The sequence below is a fragment of the Kitasatospora sp. NPDC089797 genome, assembly GCF_040684795.1.
Taxonomy (GTDB): domain Bacteria; phylum Actinomycetota; class Actinomycetes; order Streptomycetales; family Streptomycetaceae; genus Kitasatospora.
In genome coordinates this window covers 80,426-100,677 of sequence record NZ_JBFBGS010000036.1, presented here as the reverse complement: position 1 = coordinate 100,677, position 20,252 = coordinate 80,426, and the positions used below count along the sequence as shown (strand labels likewise).

Annotated in this window: 13 protein-coding genes; 6 read left to right on the top strand and 7 right to left on the bottom strand. The window is 74.0% G+C overall.

The genetic code is table 11. The annotated features are described in order from the left end of the window. Positions 1–164: 164 nt before the first annotated feature. The 4 genes from AB0O91_RS27275 to AB0O91_RS27260 form a co-directional block, all read right to left on the bottom strand. On the bottom strand, positions 165–821 hold the full coding sequence (locus tag AB0O91_RS27275) for a nucleoside/nucleotide kinase family protein (protein ID WP_363438100.1): 657 nt from the start codon (positions 819–821) through the stop codon (positions 165–167). 96 nt (positions 822–917) lie between these two features. Next, complete coding sequence (locus tag AB0O91_RS27270; protein WP_363438097.1) at positions 918–1,898, bottom strand: LD-carboxypeptidase; 981 nt, start codon at positions 1,896–1,898, stop codon at positions 918–920. A gap of 193 nt (positions 1,899–2,091) precedes the next feature. Then, on the bottom strand, positions 2,092–3,225 hold the full coding sequence (gene trpS, locus AB0O91_RS27265; protein ID WP_363438094.1) for a tryptophan--tRNA ligase: 1,134 nt from the start codon (positions 3,223–3,225) through the stop codon (positions 2,092–2,094). Between the two features lie 176 nt (positions 3,226–3,401). Next, positions 3,402–4,973, bottom strand: coding sequence for an APC family permease (locus AB0O91_RS27260; RefSeq protein ID WP_363438091.1), 1,572 nt, complete (start codon positions 4,971–4,973; stop codon positions 3,402–3,404). A 224-nt stretch (positions 4,974–5,197) separates the two neighbouring features. Between AB0O91_RS27260 and AB0O91_RS27255 the strand changes: the two genes are divergently transcribed. Then, entirely contained in the window at positions 5,198–6,313 is a 1,116-nt protein-coding gene (locus AB0O91_RS27255) for an iron-siderophore ABC transporter substrate-binding protein (RefSeq protein WP_363438089.1), read from the top strand. A 411-nt stretch (positions 6,314–6,724) separates the two neighbouring features. Next, positions 6,725–7,771 (top strand): hypothetical protein, encoded by a 1,047-nt coding sequence (locus AB0O91_RS27250; RefSeq protein WP_363438086.1) that lies wholly within the window; start codon positions 6,725–6,727, stop codon positions 7,769–7,771. Here AB0O91_RS27250 and AB0O91_RS27245 read toward each other — a convergent pair. After that, entirely contained in the window at positions 7,768–8,307 is a 540-nt protein-coding gene (locus tag AB0O91_RS27245) for an NUDIX domain-containing protein (protein WP_363438084.1), read from the bottom strand. The genes AB0O91_RS27250 and AB0O91_RS27245 overlap by 4 nt on opposite strands. Positions 8,308–8,442: 135 nt before the next feature. Here AB0O91_RS27245 and AB0O91_RS27240 point away from each other — a divergent pair, with 135 nt between their 5' ends. Then, positions 8,443–9,423 carry an ATP-grasp domain-containing protein gene (locus AB0O91_RS27240; RefSeq protein WP_363438081.1) on the top strand — a complete coding sequence of 327 codons (981 nt, stop codon included), beginning with the start codon at positions 8,443–8,445 and terminating at the stop codon, positions 9,421–9,423. A gap of 129 nt (positions 9,424–9,552) precedes the next feature. On the opposite strand, the gene AB0O91_RS27235 is transcribed toward AB0O91_RS27240, so the two are convergent. Further along, on the bottom strand, positions 9,553–13,584 hold the full coding sequence (locus AB0O91_RS27235; RefSeq protein WP_363438079.1) for an ABC transporter transmembrane domain-containing protein: 4,032 nt from the start codon (positions 13,582–13,584) through the stop codon (positions 9,553–9,555). A gap of 625 nt (positions 13,585–14,209) precedes the next feature. Beyond that, complete coding sequence (locus AB0O91_RS27230) at positions 14,210–14,851, bottom strand: TetR/AcrR family transcriptional regulator (RefSeq protein WP_363438076.1); 642 nt, start codon at positions 14,849–14,851, stop codon at positions 14,210–14,212. A gap of 134 nt (positions 14,852–14,985) precedes the next feature. Here AB0O91_RS27230 and AB0O91_RS27225 point away from each other — a divergent pair, with 134 nt between their 5' ends. From AB0O91_RS27225 to AB0O91_RS27215, 3 genes are all read left to right on the top strand, one after another. After that, entirely contained in the window at positions 14,986–16,713 is a 1,728-nt protein-coding gene (locus AB0O91_RS27225) for a carboxyl transferase domain-containing protein (RefSeq protein WP_363438073.1), read from the top strand. A gap of 188 nt (positions 16,714–16,901) precedes the next feature. After that, complete coding sequence (locus tag AB0O91_RS27220; RefSeq protein WP_363438071.1) at positions 16,902–19,205, top strand: biotin carboxylase N-terminal domain-containing protein; 2,304 nt, start codon at positions 16,902–16,904, stop codon at positions 19,203–19,205. Further along, positions 19,202–20,197 (top strand): hydroxymethylglutaryl-CoA lyase, encoded by a 996-nt coding sequence (locus AB0O91_RS27215; protein WP_363438068.1) that lies wholly within the window; start codon positions 19,202–19,204, stop codon positions 20,195–20,197. The genes AB0O91_RS27220 and AB0O91_RS27215 overlap by 4 nt, the downstream gene beginning before the upstream one ends. Positions 20,198–20,252: the final 55 nt, after the last annotated feature.

Sequence of the window (20,252 nt, the reverse complement as noted above, 5' to 3'; positions counted from 1 at the left end):
AAAACGCACATGCCAAATAAGCCCCCGGCCGGAACGCGCGAAAAACGCGAACACAGCCCGGCGCGAACCGAGAAGTGGTGTTTCAAGGGATTGGCCGCTCCGGGACCGTCCGCGCAGACGCGTGTCCGGTGCTCCCCGCCGAGCGACTAGAGAACACTACCCCTCTACGGGGCCGTGGGCAACCCCGTGCCGGGGACGGTCCGGGTGCAGAGCGCCCGGCCCGGTTTCACGTACTCGCCGTTGGGGTGGTCGTTGGCGGTGACCCACTGCACCGCGGTGGCCTCGTCGCGGCCGCCGTCGCGGTGGCGGCGGAGCAGCCGCTCCTCGCGGACGGTGTCGTCGGTCTCGACGTACCAGAGTTCGCGCAGCAGTCGGCGGGCGTCCGGCCAGGGGGTGTCCGCGGAGGCGAGGTAGTTGCCCTCGGTGATGACCAGGCGGGTGTGCGGGCGGACGACGTGCCGGGCGGCGACCGGTTCGTCCAGGGTGCGGTCGAAGTCGGGGACGTAGATGTCCTGGAACCGGTCGGAGGCGACCCGGCGCAGCAGGGCGACGTAACCGTGGGCGTCGAAGGTGGCCGGGGCGCCCTTGCGGTGGGCCAGCCCGAGCCGGTCGAGCTGGGCGGCCGAGAGGTGGAAGCCGTCGAGCGGGAGGTAGGCGGCGGTGCCGGGGCCTTCGACGCGCTCGACCCCGGCGACGAGGTGGCGGGCGAGGGTGGACTTGCCGGCGCCGGGCGGGCCGACAAGTCCGAGGATCGTACGGGCGTTGCTGCCCGGGCCGCGGAGGAGTCCGAGGGCAAGGGCGGTGAGGCGGTCCTCGTTCATGGCCGCACCCTACTCATTCGGCCGGGCCCGGCGGTCGGCTCGGGCAGAGCCCGTCAGGGAGGACCGCTCGGGCGGAGCGGCTCAGGCGGGTCCCGGTCAGGCGCGCTCGGAGGCGGGAGCGGCGGTGTCGACGAGGGCGGGCCGGTCCAGGGTCAGGGTGCCGGCGTCCGCGTCGAGCAGGGCGGGGACACCGAGCGGGACGGTGAGGGTGGACGGGCAGTGGCCGAAGCCCAGCTCCCAGAGCACCGGTACCCCGAGGTCGCCGAGGCGGTCGAGCATCACGCTCCGGACCCGCTCGGGCCGTCCGCAGCCCTCCCAGGAACCGAGGGCTATGCCGGCCACGCCGTCGAGGGCGCCGGAACGCCGGAACTGGGTGAGCAGGCGGTCGAGCTGGTACGGGTGCTCGTTCACGTCCTCGAGGATCAGGATCCCGCCCGCGTAGGAGGGGCGGGCGGCGGGTGTGCCGCGCTCGGCGGCGAGGACGTGGAGGCAGCCGCCGGCGGTGACGCCGTGGGCGCGGCCGGGCACGAGCGCGGTGGCGCCGGGCGAGCCGAGGACGGTGGTGGTGGCGGGGTCGAAGAGCGTCCGGCGCAGGTGGTCGGCGGTGGGGCCGTCCTCGATGAAGGAGGAGGCGGCGGCCATGGGCCCGTACAGGGTGGCGAGGCCCAGGCGCCGGGCGAAGGCCTCGTGCAGCGAGCTGACGTCGCTGAAGCCGACGAAGGGCTTGGGCCGGGCGGCGCGCATCGCGGTCCAGTCGAGCAGGTCGACGATGCGGTGGACCCCGTAACCGCCGCGGGCGCAGATGACGGCGTCGACGGTGGGGTCGAGCCAGGCGCCCTGGAGGTCGGCGGCGCGGTCGGCGTCGGTGCCGGCCAGGTAGCCGAGGAGGGGGTGGGTGTCGAGGACGTGCGGGGCGACGGTGACGCGCAGGCCCCAGGAGCGGAGGATCTCGCAGCCGGCGGTGAGCCGGTCGGGGTCGATCGGGCCGCTGGGGGCGACGACGGCGATGTGGTCGCCGGGGCGCAGCTGCGGCGGGCGGGTCAGTCCCTGGCCGGGCGTGGTCGGTTGCTGGTCCATGGACCGGGCCTTTCGGGGAAGGGGCGGGGCCGGGGCGGTCCCGGGGTGTGGTCGGGACCGCCCGGTGACGATATGCCCGCCGGTCGACCGGCCGATGTCGGCGGAGCGGCGCACGGGCCGGGCCGACGCCGCTTCGTGGACTGCCTCGTGGACCGCCCCTGCGGGCCGGGCTGCCGGTCGGGGCGGGGGCTCTTCAGATCGCCCCCATCACCTCCCGCACCTCGGCGAGGGTGGCGTCGGCGACGGCGTTGGCCCGTTCGGCGCCGGCCCGCAGGACCTGGCGCAGGTGGCCGCGGTCGGCGGCGAGTTCGGCCCGGCGGGCGCGCAGCGGACGGAAGTACTCGTTGACGGACTCGATGACGGTCCGCTTGAGGGCGGCCGCACCGCCGTCGCCGATCTCCTCGGCGATCGCCTCGGGCGCGCGGTCCTGGCAGAGCGCGGCGAGCAGGACCAGGCCGGAGACCTCGGGGCGGCCGCTCGGGTCGTAGCTGATCCGGCGGTCGGCGTCGGTCCTGGCGCCGCGGATGATCCGGGCGGTCTCGTCCTCGTCGGCGCCCAGGGCGACGGCGTTGCCGCGGCTCTTGCTCATCTTGCCGCCGTCGGTGCCCGGCAGCATCGGGGCCTCGGAGAGCAGGGCCCTGGGGCGGGGGAAGACGGCGCTGCCGTCCGCGTGCGGGTAGCGCTCGTTGAAGCGGCGGGCGACGGTGCGGGCGACTTCGAGGTGGGGCAGCTGGTCCTGGCCGACCGGGACGAGGTCGGCCTTGCAGAACAGGATGTCGGCGGCCTGGTGGACGGGGTAGGTGAACATCAGTCCGTTGACGGCGGCCTGGCTGGAGTGGGCGATCTCGTCCTTGACGGTGGGGTTGCGGCTCAGTTCGGCGACGCTCACCAGGCTGAGGAAGGGCAGCAGCAGCTGGTTGAGGGCGGGGACGGCGCTGTGCGCGAAGATCGTGGCGCGTTCGGGGTCGAGGCCGGCCGCGAGGTAGTCGAGGACGAGGTTCTCGGTGTGCTCGGCGAGCCGGTCGGCGATGTCGCGGTCGGTGATGACCTGGTAGTCGGCGACCAGGACGAACATCTCGACGCCGCGGTCCTGGAGTCGGACCCGGTTCTGCAGGGTGCCGAAGTAGTGGCCGAGGTGGAGCGGCCCGGTCGGGCGGTCGCCGGTGAGGACGCGGTGGGCGCCGGGGTCCTCGATCGGGTCCGCGGCGATCGCACCCGTGGTGGACGGGCCGGCGGTGCTCGGGTCCGTGGCGATCGGGCCGGCGGCAGTCAGGTCGGCGGCGGTCAGGGCGGAGGTCGACGCGCTGGGAACGGCGGTGCTGGTCACGGGGTTTCTCCCTCGGTACGGCGGTGGTGGCGGCCGTCCGGGGCGCGGGCCCGTCCCGTGGGGAAACGCGACAGGGCCGTCCATCCCGGACGGCCCTGGTCAGGCGAGCGTGGTGGCCGTCCTAGGACGGCCACCAGCACAGGCCCGTGAAGCGCTTCATGACCCCAACGATAGCGTCAGTCCTCCACGACCAGGGCCTGGGTGTCCTGGCGCAGCGTCTCGCCGCGGAAGAACTCGGGCCGGATCAGGGCGTACCAGGTCATCAGCCCGGCGCCGAGCAGCAGGATGCCGACGCCGATCACGAACACCGATCCGATGCCGAGGACCGAACCGCTGCCGTAGTCCGGGGACCAGGCGTCGGTGAGGGTCTGCAGGAAGACGGCGCTCAGCAGGAGGCCGCCGAGCAGCGGGGCGACGCCCTTGAGCAGCAGGTCGCGCAGGCCGCCGCGGAGCGAGCGGCGGAAGTACCAGACGCAGGAGAAGGCGGTCAGCGCGTAGTAGAAGCAGATCATCAACCCGAGCGCCAGGATGGTGTCCTGGACGACGTTCTCGCTGATCAGGCTCATGCCGACGTAGAAGACCGCAGTCGCCAGGCCGGCCGCGACGGTGGCGTACCCGGGGGTGCGGAAGCGCGGGTGGACGGCGCCGAAGCGGGGCGGCACGGCGCGGTAGGCGCTCATCGCGAGCAGGGTGCGGGCCACCGGGATGAAGGTGGTCTGCAGGCTGGCGGCAGCACTGGCGACGACGGCCAGGAAGAGCAGGATGCTCCACGGCGAGCCGAGCACCGGGCGGGCGAGCGCGGCGAAGACGTTGTCGGCGGTCGCCGGGTTGCCGAGGCCGTTGCCGGTGCTCCCGACGCCCGCGAACATCTGGGCGGAGATCGCGACCAGCAGGTACGAGCCGACCAGGGTGACCATGGTGATCATGGCGGCCCGGCCCGGGGTCCGGGCGCTGCCCAGGGTCTCCTCGTTCATGGTGAGGCAGGTGTCCCAGCCCCAGTACATGAAGATCGACAGCGACAGCCCGGCGGTGAACGCGCTGAACGAGCTGACCTGGAGCGGGTTGAGCCAGGAGAACGAGAAGCCGATCGAGTCGGGCAGGTCCCCGGCGGCCGCCTTGGCGATCGCGATGGCCGAGAAGAGCAGCAGCACGGCCAGTTGGAGGCCGACCAGGCTGTACTGGAACCACTTGGTGGCCGTCATGCCCCGGTAGCTCATCGCGGTGGCGCCGGCGATGAGCAGGACCACGGTGAGCAGGTGGACGGCCTTGTTGTCGTCGAGCCCGGCCACCCAACCGCTGCCGGTCATCTCACCGAGCATCAGGTAGAGGAAGTTCGTCGCGACCCCGGCCAGGTTGGAGAGCACGATGATGGTCGCGACGGTCAGTCCCCAGCCGGCCATCCAGCCGGTCCGGGGGCCGAAGGCCTTGACCGTCCAGGTGAAGGACGTCCCGCAGTCCGGGAAGTCCTTGTTCAGTTCCTTGTACGCGAACGCGACGAGCAGCATCGGCAGGAATCCCGCCAGGAACACCGCCGGCATCTGGACACCGACCGCGGTGACCGTCGGCCCCAGCGTCGCCGTCAGGCAGTAGACCGGGGCGACCGTCGAGACGCCCAGCACGATGCTGCCCAGCAGGCCCACCGAGTTGCCCCGGAGACCCTTGTCCCCCGCTCCCCCAGCCGTTCCCGGATCGGGAACGCCACCACTGGTGCCACTGACCGGGGCACCCTGCGGAGCGCCGGGCGCCATTGCCCGGCCGCTGCTTGTGTGCTCTGAGAGCTGCTGATCAAACACGAGCGCACTCTAAGGCGGATGAGGAAGGTTGAATAGACCAACTCTTGGTGATTTTATGCACTTACGATGACTTTTGACTTTACGGCGGACCCCCCTGTCCGGCGGGCACTGCGGGCGTCGAGATAGGTTTGCCTCACCTAATTCCGACCGCCCGGTTCCGACCCGTGAAGGAGCGTCGCGTGACCCCCCACCCCGACGGCCCGACCCCCACCCTCCCCACCCCCGGCCGACGCCGCTTCCTCACCGCCGGACTGACCGGCGCCGCCGTGCTCGGCCTCGGCGGACTGCTCAGCGCCTGCGGCAGCTCGGGCGGCTCGGGCAGCGGTAGCGGGGGCGAGGGCGGCGCGAAGCCGGGTGGCGGCTCCTCCCCCGACCAGAAGTCCGTCAAGCAGGGCGGCGACGACTACGCCACCGTGATCGAGAAGATGAAGGGCTTCGGCACCGACGCCGCCCCCGGCGTCTACCCGCGCACCGTCAAGCACGCCCTGGGCGAGACCGTCATCCCGGCCCGGCCCACCCGGGTCGTGGTGCTGGACACCGGCGAGCTCGACAACGTCGTCTCGCTCGGCATCCAGCCCGTCGGCGTCGTGTACACCGACGGTTCCAAGTCGCTGCCGTCCTACCTGAAGGACAAGGCGGGCAGCCCGGCCGCCGTCGGCACCATCAACAGCCTCAACCTGGAGGCGATCGCCGCGCTCAAGCCCGACCTGATCCTGGGCAGCCAGCTGCGCGCCCAGGACCAGTACGCGCAGCTCTCGAAGATCGCGCCGACCGTCTTCTCGCTGCGCCCCGGCTACCCCTGGAAGCAGAACTTCCTGCTCAACGCCAGCCCCTTCGGCCTCCAGGCCGAGGCCCAGTCCCAGCTCGACGCGTACCAGGCGGCCGCCGCGGCGATCGGCGCCGGGCTCGGCGACAAGCGGCCCACCATCACGCCGCTGCGGTTCATGCCCGGCCGGACCAGGCTCTACGCGGAGCTCTCCTTCATCGGCACCATCCTCACCGACGTGCCGCTGCCGCAGCCGAAGATCGAGCAGGTCAAGGAACTCGCGGTGGAGGTCAGCCCGGAGCAGATCGACCGGGCCGACGCCGACTGGATCTTCTACGGCGTGTACGGCAGCCCCAGCTCGACCAACCAGGACGCGGTGCTCGGCGGCGCGCTCTGGAAGACGCTCGGTGCGGTCAAGTCCGGTCAGGCCCGGCCGGTTTCGGACGAGACCTGGTTCCTCGGGCTGGGCGTGGCGGCGGCCAACGCGGTGCTCGCCGACCTCAAGGGCTTCGTGGCGCCCAGGAGTTGAGCCGACGGGCCGGGTCGGCGGCGGCGCCGGCCCCGCGGTCATCCCGACGGGCTCCCGGACACCCCTCCGGGAACGACGCTTGGAGCTGGTCGCGCGGTGCGGGAGGATCGTCGGGACCGTCCCCCGAAGGGCCCGCCGATGACCTCGCTCCACCCCCGTTCCACCGACTCCGCCCAGCCCGGCCCGCCCGCGGACGGCGTCGGCTCCGCACCGCCGGGCGGTGCACCGGCCGTCACCGGCGCACCGCCCGTGACGGCGGTGCTGACCGCCGTTCCGGGTCCGCCTGTTGCGGGAGCGCCCGTTGCGGGGGCGCCTGATGCGGGCCCGCCTGTTCCGGGGGTGGCGTCCCCGGGTGCGGCGTCCCTCGGGGCGGCGCTGTGCGCGGTCGCCACGGCGGCCGACCATGCCGGCGTGACCGTCGGCGCTCCGGTCGCCCCGGCCCGCCATGACTCGGTGCCGCAGCCGCGCACCCCGGAGGACGTCGAGGCGCAGCTCCGGCAGGCCGCGACGGACGGCACGGCGACGGACGGCGCGACGGACAGCACGGCGGACAGCACGGCAGACGGCGCGGCGACGGACAGCGCCGCGGACGACACTGCGACGGACGGCACTGCGACGGGCAGCGCGGCGACCGCGGAACGGCTCCGGGCGGCGTTCACCGAACGGCTCCGGTCGGCGGCCGCGCCGCCGGAGGGCAACCGGCCCGCGCCGGCGGCCCGTTCGGCGCGGGAGGAGCTCCGGGGCCTCGGCTCGCGGCGGCCGTCACCCTCCCGCCGACTGCGCCGGATGCACCCGCAGACCGACCGGACCGGGCAGGAGGCGACCGCACGGGAGACGGCCGCGACCGACCCGACCGGAGCGCCCGGAGCGCCGACGCGCGGCGCGGGACCGGCAGGTGCACCGACCGGTGCAACGGGGGCGTCGACCGATCGCGCACCCCTGGCGGGTGGCCGGACCGCGACGGAGGCCGGGCCCGCTGGGGCTCCCGGCCGTGGAAGTGCCGCCGGATCCGGGCCCTGGGCCGAGGAGTTCGGGGTCGAGCCGCCGCTCGGCATCCTGATCGGCGGCAGCCCGGTCCAGTCGGAGGCCGTCGGCCGTCCGGAGGAACGGGCACCGGTCCGGGTCGCCGCCGAGCCGATCCGGGTCGGGCGCGGGACCAGCCTGGTCGTCCTGCCCTCCTGGCGTCCCGCGATCGCGGTCTCGGTGTCGACCGAACAGTTGCTCGCCGAAACCGGACTCAGCATCGATCAACTGGCCGTCACCCGGCTGACCGTGTGGATGAACCCCTGGGCGCTGCACGACCGGGAGTTGGACCTGCACGGCTGGGAGCCGGGACCGTCGGGCCAGGCGGGCCCGGCCGGACGGGCCCGACGCGGCGGGCCAGGCGGGCCCGGCGGGCGCGGCCAGGGTCCGTCCGGACGGGACCCGATCAGCCCGGAGGCCTCCCGGAACCGCTAACGGGGCTGCGGGGGGCGGGAGTTCGGGATGTAACCGAGGTCGACGGGCACCGGAGGGCGCCCGTCGACCGCCCAGCCCGCACGGACCGGCTCCAGCAGCTCCGGGAGACTGGGCGGCCAGAGCGCGTCGGCGTTCCCGTCCGCCAGGTCGGCCGGGGTCCACCAGCGCCAGTCGAGGATCCGGTCCTGGGCGTGCACGGCGCTGACGTCGCCGACCGGGCCGCGGTGCGGTCCGGCGGTCAGGTAGATGTGCTCGTGCTGGCGGACCGGGGTGCCGTGCCAGGTGAAGTCGTGCTCCCAGGTGCAGAGCAGCGGGCCCGGCACCAGGTCGGTCCAGCCGGTCTCCTCCCACAGTTCGCGCCGGGCTCCGGCCTGCGGGGTCTCGCCGGCCTCCAGTCCGCCGCCGGGCATCGTCCAGTGGACGCCGATCTCGTCGTTGTCCGAACGCAGCAGGAACACCGAGCCGTTCGGGTCCAGGACCACCGTGCGGGCGGCCCGGCGGGGAACACGCTTGCGCGGTCGCAGCAGTCTTCGCATCGGGACACTCTGACAGCGCCCGGACCGCGCGTCGATCGGATTCGCGGCCCGGCTCGCCCACTTGGGCCGTTTCCGGGCAGCGAACCGTGGTCGGGGCGGGGCCTCCGGCGGCCCACTGGCCGTACCCTGACCGCCATGCCCGTACCCTCGATCCTCTTCCCTGCCGACCCGCTCAATCCGCGTCGGCCCGATCCGCACTTCGCCTGGGAGGCCCGGCTGCTGCGGGAGTTGGGCGGCGAACACCATCTGGTCGACCACGACGCGCTGTTCACCGGGCGTGCCGGGGAGGCGGTCCAGCGGGTGCCCCAGGACGACGGACCGCTCTGGTACCGGGGCTGGATGCTCCCCTCCGCCCGGTACGCCGAGTTCGCCGCCGCCCTCGCCGCCCGCGGCGGCAACCTGCTGACCAGCGCGCCCGGCTACGCGGCGGCACACGAACTGCCCGGCTGGTACGGGGTGTTCGAGGGGGCGACCCCGCCCAGCGCGTGGATCCCGTCCGACGGCGCGGCGGCCCCCAGCCCGGCGGAGCTCGCGGACGCGGCGGCCCGGCTCGGCGGGAGCGGGCCGGCGATCGTCAAGGACTACGTGAAGTCGCGCAAGCACGAGTGGGACGAGGCCTGCTACGTACCGGAGTTGGCGGATCTGGAGACTGTCGGCCGGGTGGTCGGGCGGTTCGTCGAGCGGCAGGGCGCGTCCCTGGCGGGCGGGGTGGTGCTGCGGCGCTACGAGGAGTTCGAGCGGGCCGGCGGACCGGGCGCCGAGGGCGCCTCGGGTGACGCGGGTGGCACGGGTGGCACAGGTGGCGCGGGTGGCGCGGGTGGCACGGTCGACGCCGGTGGCGGCGGGAGGGCGCTGGAGGCCCGGGTGTGGTGGCTCGACGGGCGGCCGATCCTGGTCGGGCCGCACCCGGACGCCCCGCACCGGCGGGTCGAGCCCGACCTGACCGACGTGCCCGCGCTGGTGCGAAGACTCGGCTGCCGCTTCGTCACCACCGATCTCGCCAGCCGGGCCGACGGCTCCGGCTGGCGGGTGGTGGAGGTCGGGGACGGACAGGTGAGCGACCTGCCGCGCGGCGTCGACGCCTCCGGCCTGCTGGCCTCGTTGATCGCCGCCTGACGCACCGGACACACCGGACACACCGGACACACCGCTCGACGCTGCGCCCGGCACACCGCTGCTCGCGGGTCGCCGCCCACCGGTCCGGTTGCCCGTCCGACGCGCGGGCGGGCAACCGGCTCCCCCGGGCTAGCCGGCGACGGCCGCCCCGGCCGGTGCGGGGTGGCCTTCCGCGACGAACGCCTGCCAGAGCCGGGCGTACGTCCCGTCCAGGGCGAGCAGTTCGGCGTGGGTGCCGTCCTCGACGACCCGGCCGTGGTCCAGGACGACCACCCGGTCCGCGCGTTCGGCGGTGGTCAGGCGGTGGGCGATGACCAGGGTGGTGCGGCCGCCGCTGAGCCGGTCCGCGGCCTGGTTGACGGCGGCCTCGGTGGCCAGGTCGAGCGCCGCGGTGGCCTCGTCCAGCAGCAGGATGTCCGGGTCGACCAGTTCGGCCCGGGCCAGCGCGATCAGTTGCCGCTGGCCCGCCGAGAGGTTCCGCCCGCGGCCCGCGACCTCGTGGTCGTAGCCGTCCGACAGTCGGACGATCATTTCGTGCGCACCGACCGCCCGGGCCGCCGCCTCCACCTCGGCCGCCGAGGCGTCCGGTCGGCCGTACGCGATCGCCTCGCGGACCGTGCCCGCGAACAGGTAGGCCTCCTGCGGCACCACGCCCAGGCGGTGGCGGTACTGGGCCAGGTCGTAGCGGGTGAGGTCCACCCCGTCCACCCGGACCGTGCCCGCGGTCGCGTCGTAGAACCGTGCGACCAGCTTGACCAGCGTCGACTTCCCGGCACCGGTCTCGCCGACCAGCGCAACCGTCTGACCGGCGGGTATGTGCAGGTCGACGCCGCTCAGCACCTCCGGGGCACCGTCCGCACCGCCGTTGTAGGCGAACCCGACGCCCTCGAAGCTGATCTCGCCGCGCAGCCCCTTCGGCACCGGGACCGGGTCGACCGCCTCGGCCGTGGTGGTCGGGGTGCGCAGCAGCTCCCGGATCCGGCCGAGGCCGACCGAGGCCTGCTGGTAGCCGTCGAACACCTGGGACAACTGGTTGACGGGGGCGAAGAACAGGTCGATGTAGAGCAGGTACGCGACCAGCGCGCCGACCGTCAGCGTCCCCGCGTCCACCCGGGCGGCGCCCACGATCAGCACCAGCGCGGCCGCCACGCTGGAGAGGAACTGGACGAACGGGAAGTACAGCGAGATGTAGAACTGCGCCCGGACCCGGGCCTCGCGGTAGGCGATGCCGCGGGCCACGAAGCGGTCGGTGTTGGTGTCCAGCCGGCGGAAGGCCTGGACGATCCGCATGCCGGCCACGTTCTCCTGCAGGTCGGCATTGACCGTGCTGATCAGGTCACGGGAACGCTCGTACTGGTCCCTGGACTTCCGACGGAACACCAGGGTCGCGATCACCAGCAGCGGCAGCACCGCGAAGACCACCAGCGCCAGGCCGGCGTCGATGATCAGCAGGGCCACGAAGATCCCGGCGAAGGTCAGCAGGCTGACCACCGCGGTGACCATGCCGGTCTGCAGGAAGGACGTCAGCGAGTCCAGGTCGGTGGTCATCCGGGTCATGATCCGGCCGGTCAACTCGCGCTCGTAGTAGTCCAGGCCGAGCCGGTTGAGGTGGGCGAAGATCTTGAGCCGGAGGGTGTAGAGCACGCGCTCGCCGGTACGGCCGCTGACCCGGTTCTCGCTGCTCTGCACCAGCCAGTCCAGCAGGACGACGACGAGGGCGATGACCGAGGCCACCGCGACGCCGGACATCAGGCCCTTGCGGACGCCCTCGTCGATGCCGTGCCGGATCAGCACCGGCAGTACCAGTCCGGCGGCCGCGTCGAGGGCGACCAGCAGGAAGGCGATCAGCAGCGGGGTGCGGAACGGGCGCAGCAGGCGTCCGAGGCTGAAGTCGGGGTCACCGGCCTCGGCCTCGGCGCGGGGGACGTCCGGGACGTCGGTGGCCGGTGGGAGGGCGGCGACCTTGGCCAGCAGGTCGGGGTCCGCGGTGCGGGCGGCCTTGGCGAGGGCGGGGGTCGAGAGCCCGGGGGTGGGGAGTCCGGGGGTGGGGAGTCCGGGGGTGGGAAGTCCGGGGGCCTTGGGGGTCGGGGTCCCGCCCTCGGACGCCTCGCGGTCGGGCCGGACGGTCGGTTCCGAGCGTTCGGCCCGGTCGGCCCGGTCGGCCGGGGCGTTCGGGTCGCCCAGGTCGGCCGGGGTGTCTGGGGTATTCGGGGTGCTCGGGGTGTTCCGGGGCTCGATCGCGGGCTGCGGCTCGGGCGCGCGACCGGCCTCGGGGTCGGTGATCAGGGCACGGTACTGGGGACATCGGGCTTCCAGTTCCTCGTGCGTACCGAGGTCCAGCAGGCGGCCGTGGTCCAGGACGGCGATCCGGTCGGCGAGTTGGAGGGTCGAGCGGCGGTGGGCGATCAGCAGGGTGGTCCGGCCGGTCATCACCGAGCGCAGCGCGTCATGGATCTCCGCCTCGACCTGCGGGTCGACGGCCGAGGTGGCGTCGTCCAGCAGCAGGATGCCGGGGTCGGTGAGGATCGCGCGGGCCAGGGCGATGCGCTGGCGCTGGCCGCCGGAGAGGGTCAGGCCCTGCTCGCCGACCTTGGTCTCGTAGCCGTCCGGCAGCGCCCGGACGAATTCGTCGGCCTGGGCGGCGCGGGCCGCGGCGACGATCTGCTCGTCGGTGGCGTCCGGTCGGCCGTAGGCGATGTTGGTGCGGACCGACTCGGAGAAGAGGAAGCTCTCCTCGGGGACGATGCCGACCGCCGAGCGGACCGAGTCCAGGGTGAGGTCGCGCAGGTCGTGGCCGTAGAGGCGGACGGCGCCGGCCGCCGGATCGTAGAAGCGGGGCACCAGCTGGGCCACCGTCGACTTGCCGGAGCCGGAGGCGCCCACCAGGGCGAGGGTCTCACCTGGGGCCAGCCGCAGGCTGAGGCCGTGCAGGACGGGGGCGGGGTGCTCCGGGTCGTAACGGAACTCGACCCGGTCGAACTCCAGGGCGACGTCGGGGGCACGGGGGCCGGTCACCGCCCCGCCGGTGGCGTCGCTCGGTGCGGTGGCGTCGCTCGGTGCGGTGGCACCGGTCGATCCGGGGGTGTCGATCGATCCGGCGGCGTCCTGGACCGGCCCGCGGGTGAGGTCCAGGGTGAGGGCGTCCGGGCGCTCCTGGACCAGCGGGCGCTCGTCGATCAGTTGCAGGACCCGCTCCACTCCCGCCCGGGCCTGCTGGCCGACCGTGATGACCATGGTCAGCATCCGGACCGGACCGGTCATCTGCGCGACGTACGTGGAGAACGCGACGAAGGTCCCGAGCGAGACTCGCCCGTCGACGGCCAGCCAGCCGCCGAAGGCCAGGACCGCGACCTGCGCGAGGGCCGGTATCGCCTGCATCGCCGGGTTGTAGCGGGCGTTGAGACGGATCGAGCGGAGCCGGGCGGCGAACAGGTTGTGGGAGACCTGCTCCAGCTTGTCCCGTTCCTGCGCCTCCTGCCCGAAGCCCTTGACCACCCGGACGCCACCGATCGCACCGTCCACCACGCCCGCCACGGCGGCCGCCTCCTGCTGGGCGGCCCAGGTGGCCGGGAACAGGCGCTTGCGGCTGCGGACGCTGACCCACCACAGGGCGGGCGCCATGACCAGGGCGATCAGGGTCAGCGGCGCGGACAGCCAGACCATCACCCCCACCGACATCACGAACATCAGCAGGTAGCCGGTCATCATCGGCAGCATCGAGAGCAGGCCGTTGATCAGCTGGAGGTCGGAGGTCGCCCGCCCCACCACCTGGCCGGTGTCCAGCCGGTCCTGACGGTGTCCGTCGAGCCTGCCGAGCGACCGGAACAGATCGCTGCGCATGTCGTGCTGGACGTCGAGCGCCAGTTGGCCGCCGTAGTAGCGGCGGACCTGGGTGCAGCCGAAGACCACGACGGCCGCCAGCAGCAGCACCACCGCCCAGGGGGTCAGCGAGCGGGTGTGGGCGACGATGACGTCATCGATGATCAGCTTGGTGACCAGCGGCACCAGCGCGGTGACGGCCATGCCGAGCAGCGAGGCCCCGAAGGCGAGCAGCAGGCTGCGCCGGGACCTCCAGCTGTAGCCGATCAGGCGGCGCAGCCAGCCGTCGGGTGTGCCCGTACCCGTGCCCGGGGCGGCGGGTATCTCGGTTCCCGGCGACACGTCCGTTCCCGGCGACACGTCCGTTCCCGGCGGCGCGGACGCACCCGGCGCGACGGGTGCGTCCGCACCCGGGCCGGCGCTCGACCCCTGCTCGGGGTGCGGGTGCGGGCCGGTGGTCTGCTGGCCGTCGCCGGGGACCGCCCGGTTCGGGCCGGGGGCCGGTGAGCCGCTCGGGGATTGCTCCACCATGGATCCGTGAGTCTCGGGCATATTTAGGGATGCTAACCATTTCGTCGGGTGGCCGCCATGGCTTTTCCGGCCGCACCCGTCCGCCGGAGCGACTCCGGGGCGGCCCGGATCGTCCGGTCCGGCGGACTGGGCAACAGCCTGCGGCCAGCGATGATTCCCGATCGGACGCAGCTGCGACCCCACGGTGCGCCGCTGTCCCAAGCATCGTCGACGCTCCCGCACGGCGCCCAGCGGCCCAGGGGCGAGCGGCCCCCGTTCCTTGGGCCTAGGACCGGGGGACGGCACCGAGCGGACGGGCGCAGGAAGCGGCGGGCGCAGGAGGTGACCGGCACAGGAGGCGCGGAGGTCCACACGATGAGCACGGAGGTCCGCACGACGGGTGCGGAGCCGTCGGACGCGGAGCCGTCGGGCGCGAGCGGGGCGCTGACCCGGAGACCTACGCGGGCTCCGCCGCCGATCCGGCCGCCGCCGCGAAGGCGCCGTGGGCGAGGGTGTGCAGCAGCGCGGCCATGCCGTCGCGCTGCAGGCCGGACCGCTCGCCCTGGGCCGGGTTCGGGCCGAGGCTGTGCGGGGTCGAGTTGATCAGGCCGAAGACCGCGTGCACGGCGGCCCGCGCCACCGGCTCGGCGGCGGGGGCGGCGAGCGGCGGGTGGGCCTGCCGCACCACGTCCACCCACAGCTCCACGTAGCCGCGCTGCAGCCGGCGGACCGTCCGGCGGTCCTCCTCCTTGAGGTTCAGCAGCTCGCGGTCGTGCAGGGTGATCAGGTCGCGGTCGTTGAGGGCGAACTCGACGTGGCCGCTGATCAGTGCGTCCAGCGCGGCGGCCGGGGCGGTGGCGCCGCCTGCCCGGCGCCGCCCCTCCTCCAGCAGGCGCTCGCTGATGCCGATCAGCAGGTCGGCCAGCATCGCGTCCTTGCCCGCGAAGTGGCGGTAGAGGCCGGGACCGCTGATGCCGACGGCCTTGCCGATCTCGTCCACGCCCACCCCGAGGAAGCCCCGGGCGGCGAACAGCCGGGCCGCCTCCTTGCGGATCTGGTCGCGGCGTGGGAGCGCGGAGGCTGCGGGGGCGTTCGACATGCCGTCCATCGTAGACAGTCGGGTTATCGACCGTTAACCTGGCTGCGTAAGTTAACGTTAATTAACGTATGGGACCACGGGCGCACCGCACTCGGCCCGTCCACCCGCTGCCGAGGGCAAGGGAGCTCTTGGGAATGGTCATCTCCACCACCGGCGCCCCGTCCGGCGTCCGGCTCAACGCCGCGAACGGCACTTCGGCGGCCCCGGGCGCCGTAGCACCGGGGGCTGTACCGCCGGGGGCCGCCGCCCCGGCTCCCCGGCTCGGCACCTCCGCCGACCCGGGTTCCGCCGCCTACCAGGCCAACGCCGCGGCGCACCGGGCCCTGGTCGCCGAACTGCGCGCGAAGCTCGACGCGGCCGCCCTCGGGGGCGGCGCCAAGGCCCGTGCCCGGCACACCTCGCGCGGCAAGCTCCTCCCCCGCGACCGGGTGGACACCCTGCTCGACCCGGCCTCCCCCTTCCTGGAGCTGGCCCCGCTGGCCGCCGACGGGATGTACGACGGGGCCGCGCCCGCGGCCGGGGTGATCGCCGGGGTCGGCCGGGTGGCCGGGCGCGAGGTGGTGGTGGTCGCCAACGACGCCACCGTCAAGGGCGGCACCTACTACCCGATGACGGTGAAGAAGCACCTGCGGGCCCAGGAGGTCGCGCTGGAGAACCGGCTCCCCTGCGTCTACCTGGTGGACTCCGGCGGTGCCTTCCTCCCGATGCAGGACGAGGTCTTCCCGGACCGCGACCACTTCGGCCGGATCTTCTACAACCAGGCCCGGCTCTCGGCCGCCGGCATTCCGCAGATCGCCGCCGTGCTCGGCTCCTGCACGGCCGGCGGCGCCTACGTCCCGGCGATGAGCGACCAGGCGGTGATCGTCCGCAACCAGGGCACGATCTTCCTGGGCGGGCCGCCGCTGGTGAAGGCCGCCACCGGCGAGGTGGTCACCGCCGAGGAACTGGGCGGCGGCGAGCTGCACTCCCGCACCTCGGGCGTGACGGACCACCTGGCCGAGGACGACGCCCACGCGCTCGCCCTCGTCCGCACCATCGTGTCCGGGCTCGGCCCGCGGACGGCCACACCGTGGCCGCTCGCCCCGGTCGAGCCGCCGGCCGTCGACCCGGCGGGCCTGTACGGCGCCGTCCCGGTCGACCCGCGCACGCCCTACGACGTCCGCGAGGTGATCGCCCGGCTGGTCGACGGCAGCCGCTTCGCCGAGTTCAAGGCCGAGTACGGCGCGACCCTGGTCACCGGCTTCGCCCGGATCCACGGCCACCCGGTCGGCATCGTCGCCAACAACGGCGTGCTGTTCTCCGAATCGGCCCTCAAGGGCGCCCACTTCATCGAGTTGTGCGACCAGCGCGGCATCCCCCTCCTCTTCCTGCAGAACATCACCGGCTTCATGGTCGGCCGGCAGTACGAGGCGGGCGGCATCGCCAAGCACGGCGCCAAGATGGTCAACGCCGTGGCCTGCACCAGGGTCCCGAAGCTGACCGTGGTGATCGGCGGCTCGTACGGGGCCGGCAACTACTCGATGTGCGGCCGGGCCTACTCACCTCGCTTCCTGTGGATGTGGCCGGGCGCCAAGATCTCCGTGATGGGCGGCGAGCAGGCGGCCTCCGTGCTGGCCACCGTCCGCCGCGACCAGTTGGAGGGCCGCGGAGAGGAGTGGCCGGTCGAGGCGGAGGAGGAGTTCAAGCGCCCGGTCCGCGACCAGTACGAGCGCCAGGGCAACGCCTACTACGCCACCGCCCGGCTTTGGGACGACGGTGTGATCGACCCGATGGACACCCGTACCGTCGTCGGACTCGCCCTCACCGCCTGTGCCAACGCCCCGCTGGCACCGCCCGCCCCGTACGGCGTCTTCCGCATGTGACGCCGTCCGCCGGTGCGCCGGCCCGCCCGGACCGCTCCGATGTCCGTGACCGCTCCGCTGTCCGCGACCGCCGCGCCGTCCAGTGATCGCAGTGCCGTGCGGCGCCGGCCCGACGACCGGGCCGGCGCCCCGACCGCCCACCGCCACCTCCTTCTTACGGCTCCCCTCGACCCGGAGGAACGCCTCCCATGTTCGACACAGTTCTGGTCGCCAACCGCGGCGAGATCGCCCTGCGGGTGATCCGCACCCTGCGGCGGCTCGGCGTCCGCTCGGTCGCCGTGTTCAGCGACGCGGACGCCGACGCGCCGCACGTCCGCGAGGCCGATGTCGCGGTCCGCCTCGGTCCGCCGGACCGCAGCGACAGCTCCGCGGCCGAGACCTACCTGCGCACCGACCAGCTCCTCGCCGCGGCCCGTCGCACCGGCGCCCAGGCCGTCCACCCCGGCTACGGCTTCCTCGCCGAGAACCCCGGCTTCGCCCGCGCCTGCGCCGACGCGGGCCTCGTGTTCATCGGACCACCTCCCGGTGCGGTCGAACTGATGGGTGACAAGATCAACGCCAAGGAGGCCGTCCGGGCCGCCGGCGTCCCGGTGGTGCCCGGTAGTCAGGCCACCGCGCCCACCGACGAGGACCTCGTCGCCGCCGCCGACGAGATCGGCTACCCCGTCCTGCTCAAGCCCTCCGCCGGTGGCGGCGGCAAGGGCATGCGCCTGGTGCGGGACCCGGCCGAACTCCCCACCGAGATCGCCGCCGCCCGCCGCGTCGCCCGTACCGCCTTCGGCGACGACACCCTGCTGCTGGAGCGCTGGGTCGACCGGCCGCGCCACATCGAGGTCCAGGTGCTGGCCGACGCCCACGGCACCACCGTCCACCTCGGCGAGCGCGAGTGCAGCCTCCAGCGCCGCCACCAGAAACTGATCGAAGAGGCTCCCTCCGTCCTGCTCAATGCCGAAACCCGTGCCGCGATGGGCGCCGCGGCCGTCCGCGCCGCCGAGTCCTGCGGCTACACCGGTGCCGGCACCGTGGAGTTCATCGTCCCCGGCATCGACCCGGACGCCCCCGCCTCCGCCGCCGAGGGGGTGCGGGACTTCTTCTTCATGGAGATGAACACCCGCCTCCAGGTCGAACACCCCGTCACCGAACTCGCCGTCGCCGTCGGGCCGGACGCGGCCCGACTGGACCTGGTCGAGTGGCAACTGCGCGTCGCCTCGGGCGAGCCGCTCCCCTTCACCCAGCCCGACATCTCCTTCCTGGGCCACGCCATCGAGGCCCGCATCTGCGCCGAGGACCCGGAACGGGACTTCCTGCCCACCGGCGGCCGCATCCTCACCCTGGACGAGCCCCGGGGCGAGGGCATCCGCGTCGACTCCGGAGTCGCCCCCGGAACCGTCGTCACCAGCGCCTACGACCCGATGCTCGCCAAGGTCATCGCGTACGGGCCCGACCGCCCGACCGCGCTGCGCCGGCTCCGCGCCGCGCTGGCCGACACCCGCATCCTGGGTGTCACCACCAACACCGGCTTCCTGCGCCGGCTGCTCGCCCACCCCGACGTCGTCGCCGGCCGACTGGACACCGGCCTGGTGGAGCAGACGGCCCAGCAGCGGCCGGACCTGCTCGCGGCGCCCCACTCGCCGTCGAACGCGTCCCCCCGGAACCCGGCGCCGTCGACCGGGAGCACGGACGGGACCAACCCGGCCGGGACCACGGACGGGGCCACGGACAGGGCCACGGACGGGACCGACGCCCCGGCGACCGAACCGCCGTCACCTGCCCACCTCCTCTACTTCGCGGCCGCGCTGGCGCGGCACCTGGACCTCACCCCGGCCGCCGACCCCGGCGGCTGGACCGACCCGTTCTCCCTTCCCTCCGGCTGGCGCCTGGGCGGCACCCCCGCCTGGACCACCCACCGACTCCGTACCCCCGGCCAGGACCCGGTCTCGGTGCGCATCCGTTCGATCACTGCGGGCAACGTAACCGACCCCACTGACAATGCCCCCGGAGCCGCCCGCGAGGTGGAGCTCCGACTCGACGCCGGACCCGTGCACCGCGCCCGCGCGGCCGTGACGGGCGACCGGCTGCACCTGACCGTCGACGGCCTCCGGACCGCCTTCGCCCTGGCCACCGACACCACCCCCGGCCTCGCGGCCGGCCCGGTGACCTGGCTCGGCATCGACGGCGACGCCTGGCCGGTGCACGCCTACGACCCGGTCGTCGAGAGCACCGCCGGAGCCTCGGCGCACCACGGCGCGCTGACCGCCCCGATGCCCGGCACCGTCACGGTCGTCAAGACCACGACGGGCGAGGCGGTCCGCAAGGGCCAACCCCTGCTCGTGCTGGAGGCCATGAAGATGGAACACGTGATCGCCGCGCCGCACGACGGCGTGGTGGCCGAGCTGCGGGCCACCGCGGGTGCCACCGTCGCGATGGAGGACCTGCTGGTCGTGGTCACCCCGGCCGAGGAGGCCGCCGAGCCCGCCGAGGTGCGGTCATGACGCCCCGGCAGACCGCGGCCCACGAGCCCGACGCCCTCGACCTGGGGCTGCCCGACCCGGTCCGCGCCCCCGGCCTGCCGGAGGAGGTCCGAATCCACGAGGTCGGACCGCGCGACGGGCTGCAGAACGAGAGCTCCCTGGTGCCCGTCGAGGTCAAGGCGGAGTTCATCGGCCGACTCGCCGCCGTCGGACTGCGGACCGTCGAGGCGACCAGCTTCGTTCACCCGAAATGGGTACCCCAGCTCGCCGACGCCGAGGAGCTGGTGCCCCGGCTCGCCGACCTGCCGGAGCGCCACCCCGGCCTGCGGTTGCCGGTGCTGGTGCCCAACGAGCGCGGCCTCGACCGCGCGCTCGCCCACCACGCCACCGACATCGCGGTGTTCGCCAGCGCCACCGAGACCTTCGCCCGGCGTAACCTCAACCGGTCGGCGGACGAGGCCATGGCGATGTTCCGGCCGGTCGTGTCCCGGGCCACCGAGGCCGGGGTCGCCGTCCGCGGCTACCTCTCGATGTGCTTCGGCGATCCCTGGGAGGGGCCCGTCCCGGTCGACCAGGTGGTCCGGTACGGCGTGCAGCTGCTGGAGATGGGCTGCGCGGAGCTGAGCCTCGGCGACACCATCGGCGTGGCCACCCCCGGCCAGGTCGGCGCCCTGTTGGGCGGCTTCGCCGCGGCCGGCGTGCCCGTCGACCGGCTCGCGGTGCACTTCCACGACACCTACGGCCAGGCGCTCAGCAACACGCTGGCGGCGCTGCGCGAGGGCGTCAGCACGGTGGACGCCTCGGCCGGCGGCCTGGGCGGCTGCCCGTACGCGAAGAGCGCCACCGGCAACCTGGCCACCGAGGACCTGGTGTGGATGCTGCACGGGCTGGGCGTCCGGACCGGCGTCGACCTGCGCGCGCTGGTCGCCACCAGCGGGTGGATGGCCGAGCGGCTCGGCCGCCCGAGCCCCTCCCGCACCGTCCAGGCGCTGCTCGGCGCCGCCCGGGGCTGACCCGCCCCGCCCGACTCCCGGGCGCCGGCAGCCCGTTCGGCCGGTCGGCGCCGCG

Excerpts from the sequence above, each read along its gene's own strand:
- AB0O91_RS27275 (WP_363438100.1), bottom strand. The coding sequence starts at position 821 with ATGAACGAGGACCGCCTCACCGCCCTTGCCCTCGGACTCCTCCGCGGC.
- AB0O91_RS27270 (WP_363438097.1), bottom strand. The coding sequence starts at position 1,898 with ATGGACCAGCAACCGACCACGCCCGGCCAGGGACTGACCCGCCCGCCG.
- AB0O91_RS27260 (WP_363438091.1), bottom strand. The coding sequence starts at position 4,973 with ATGGCGCCCGGCGCTCCGCAGGGTGCCCCGGTCAGTGGCACCAGTGGT.
- AB0O91_RS27245 (WP_363438084.1), bottom strand. The coding sequence starts at position 8,307 with ATGCGAAGACTGCTGCGACCGCGCAAGCGTGTTCCCCGCCGGGCCGCC.
- AB0O91_RS27240 (WP_363438081.1), top strand. The coding sequence starts at position 8,443 with ATGCCCGTACCCTCGATCCTCTTCCCTGCCGACCCGCTCAATCCGCGT.
- AB0O91_RS27230 (WP_363438076.1), bottom strand. The coding sequence starts at position 14,851 with ATGTCGAACGCCCCCGCAGCCTCCGCGCTCCCACGCCGCGACCAGATC.
- AB0O91_RS27225 (WP_363438073.1), top strand. The coding sequence starts at position 14,986 with ATGGTCATCTCCACCACCGGCGCCCCGTCCGGCGTCCGGCTCAACGCC.
- AB0O91_RS27220 (WP_363438071.1), top strand. The coding sequence starts at position 16,902 with ATGTTCGACACAGTTCTGGTCGCCAACCGCGGCGAGATCGCCCTGCGG.
- AB0O91_RS27215 (WP_363438068.1), top strand. The coding sequence starts at position 19,202 with ATGACGCCCCGGCAGACCGCGGCCCACGAGCCCGACGCCCTCGACCTG.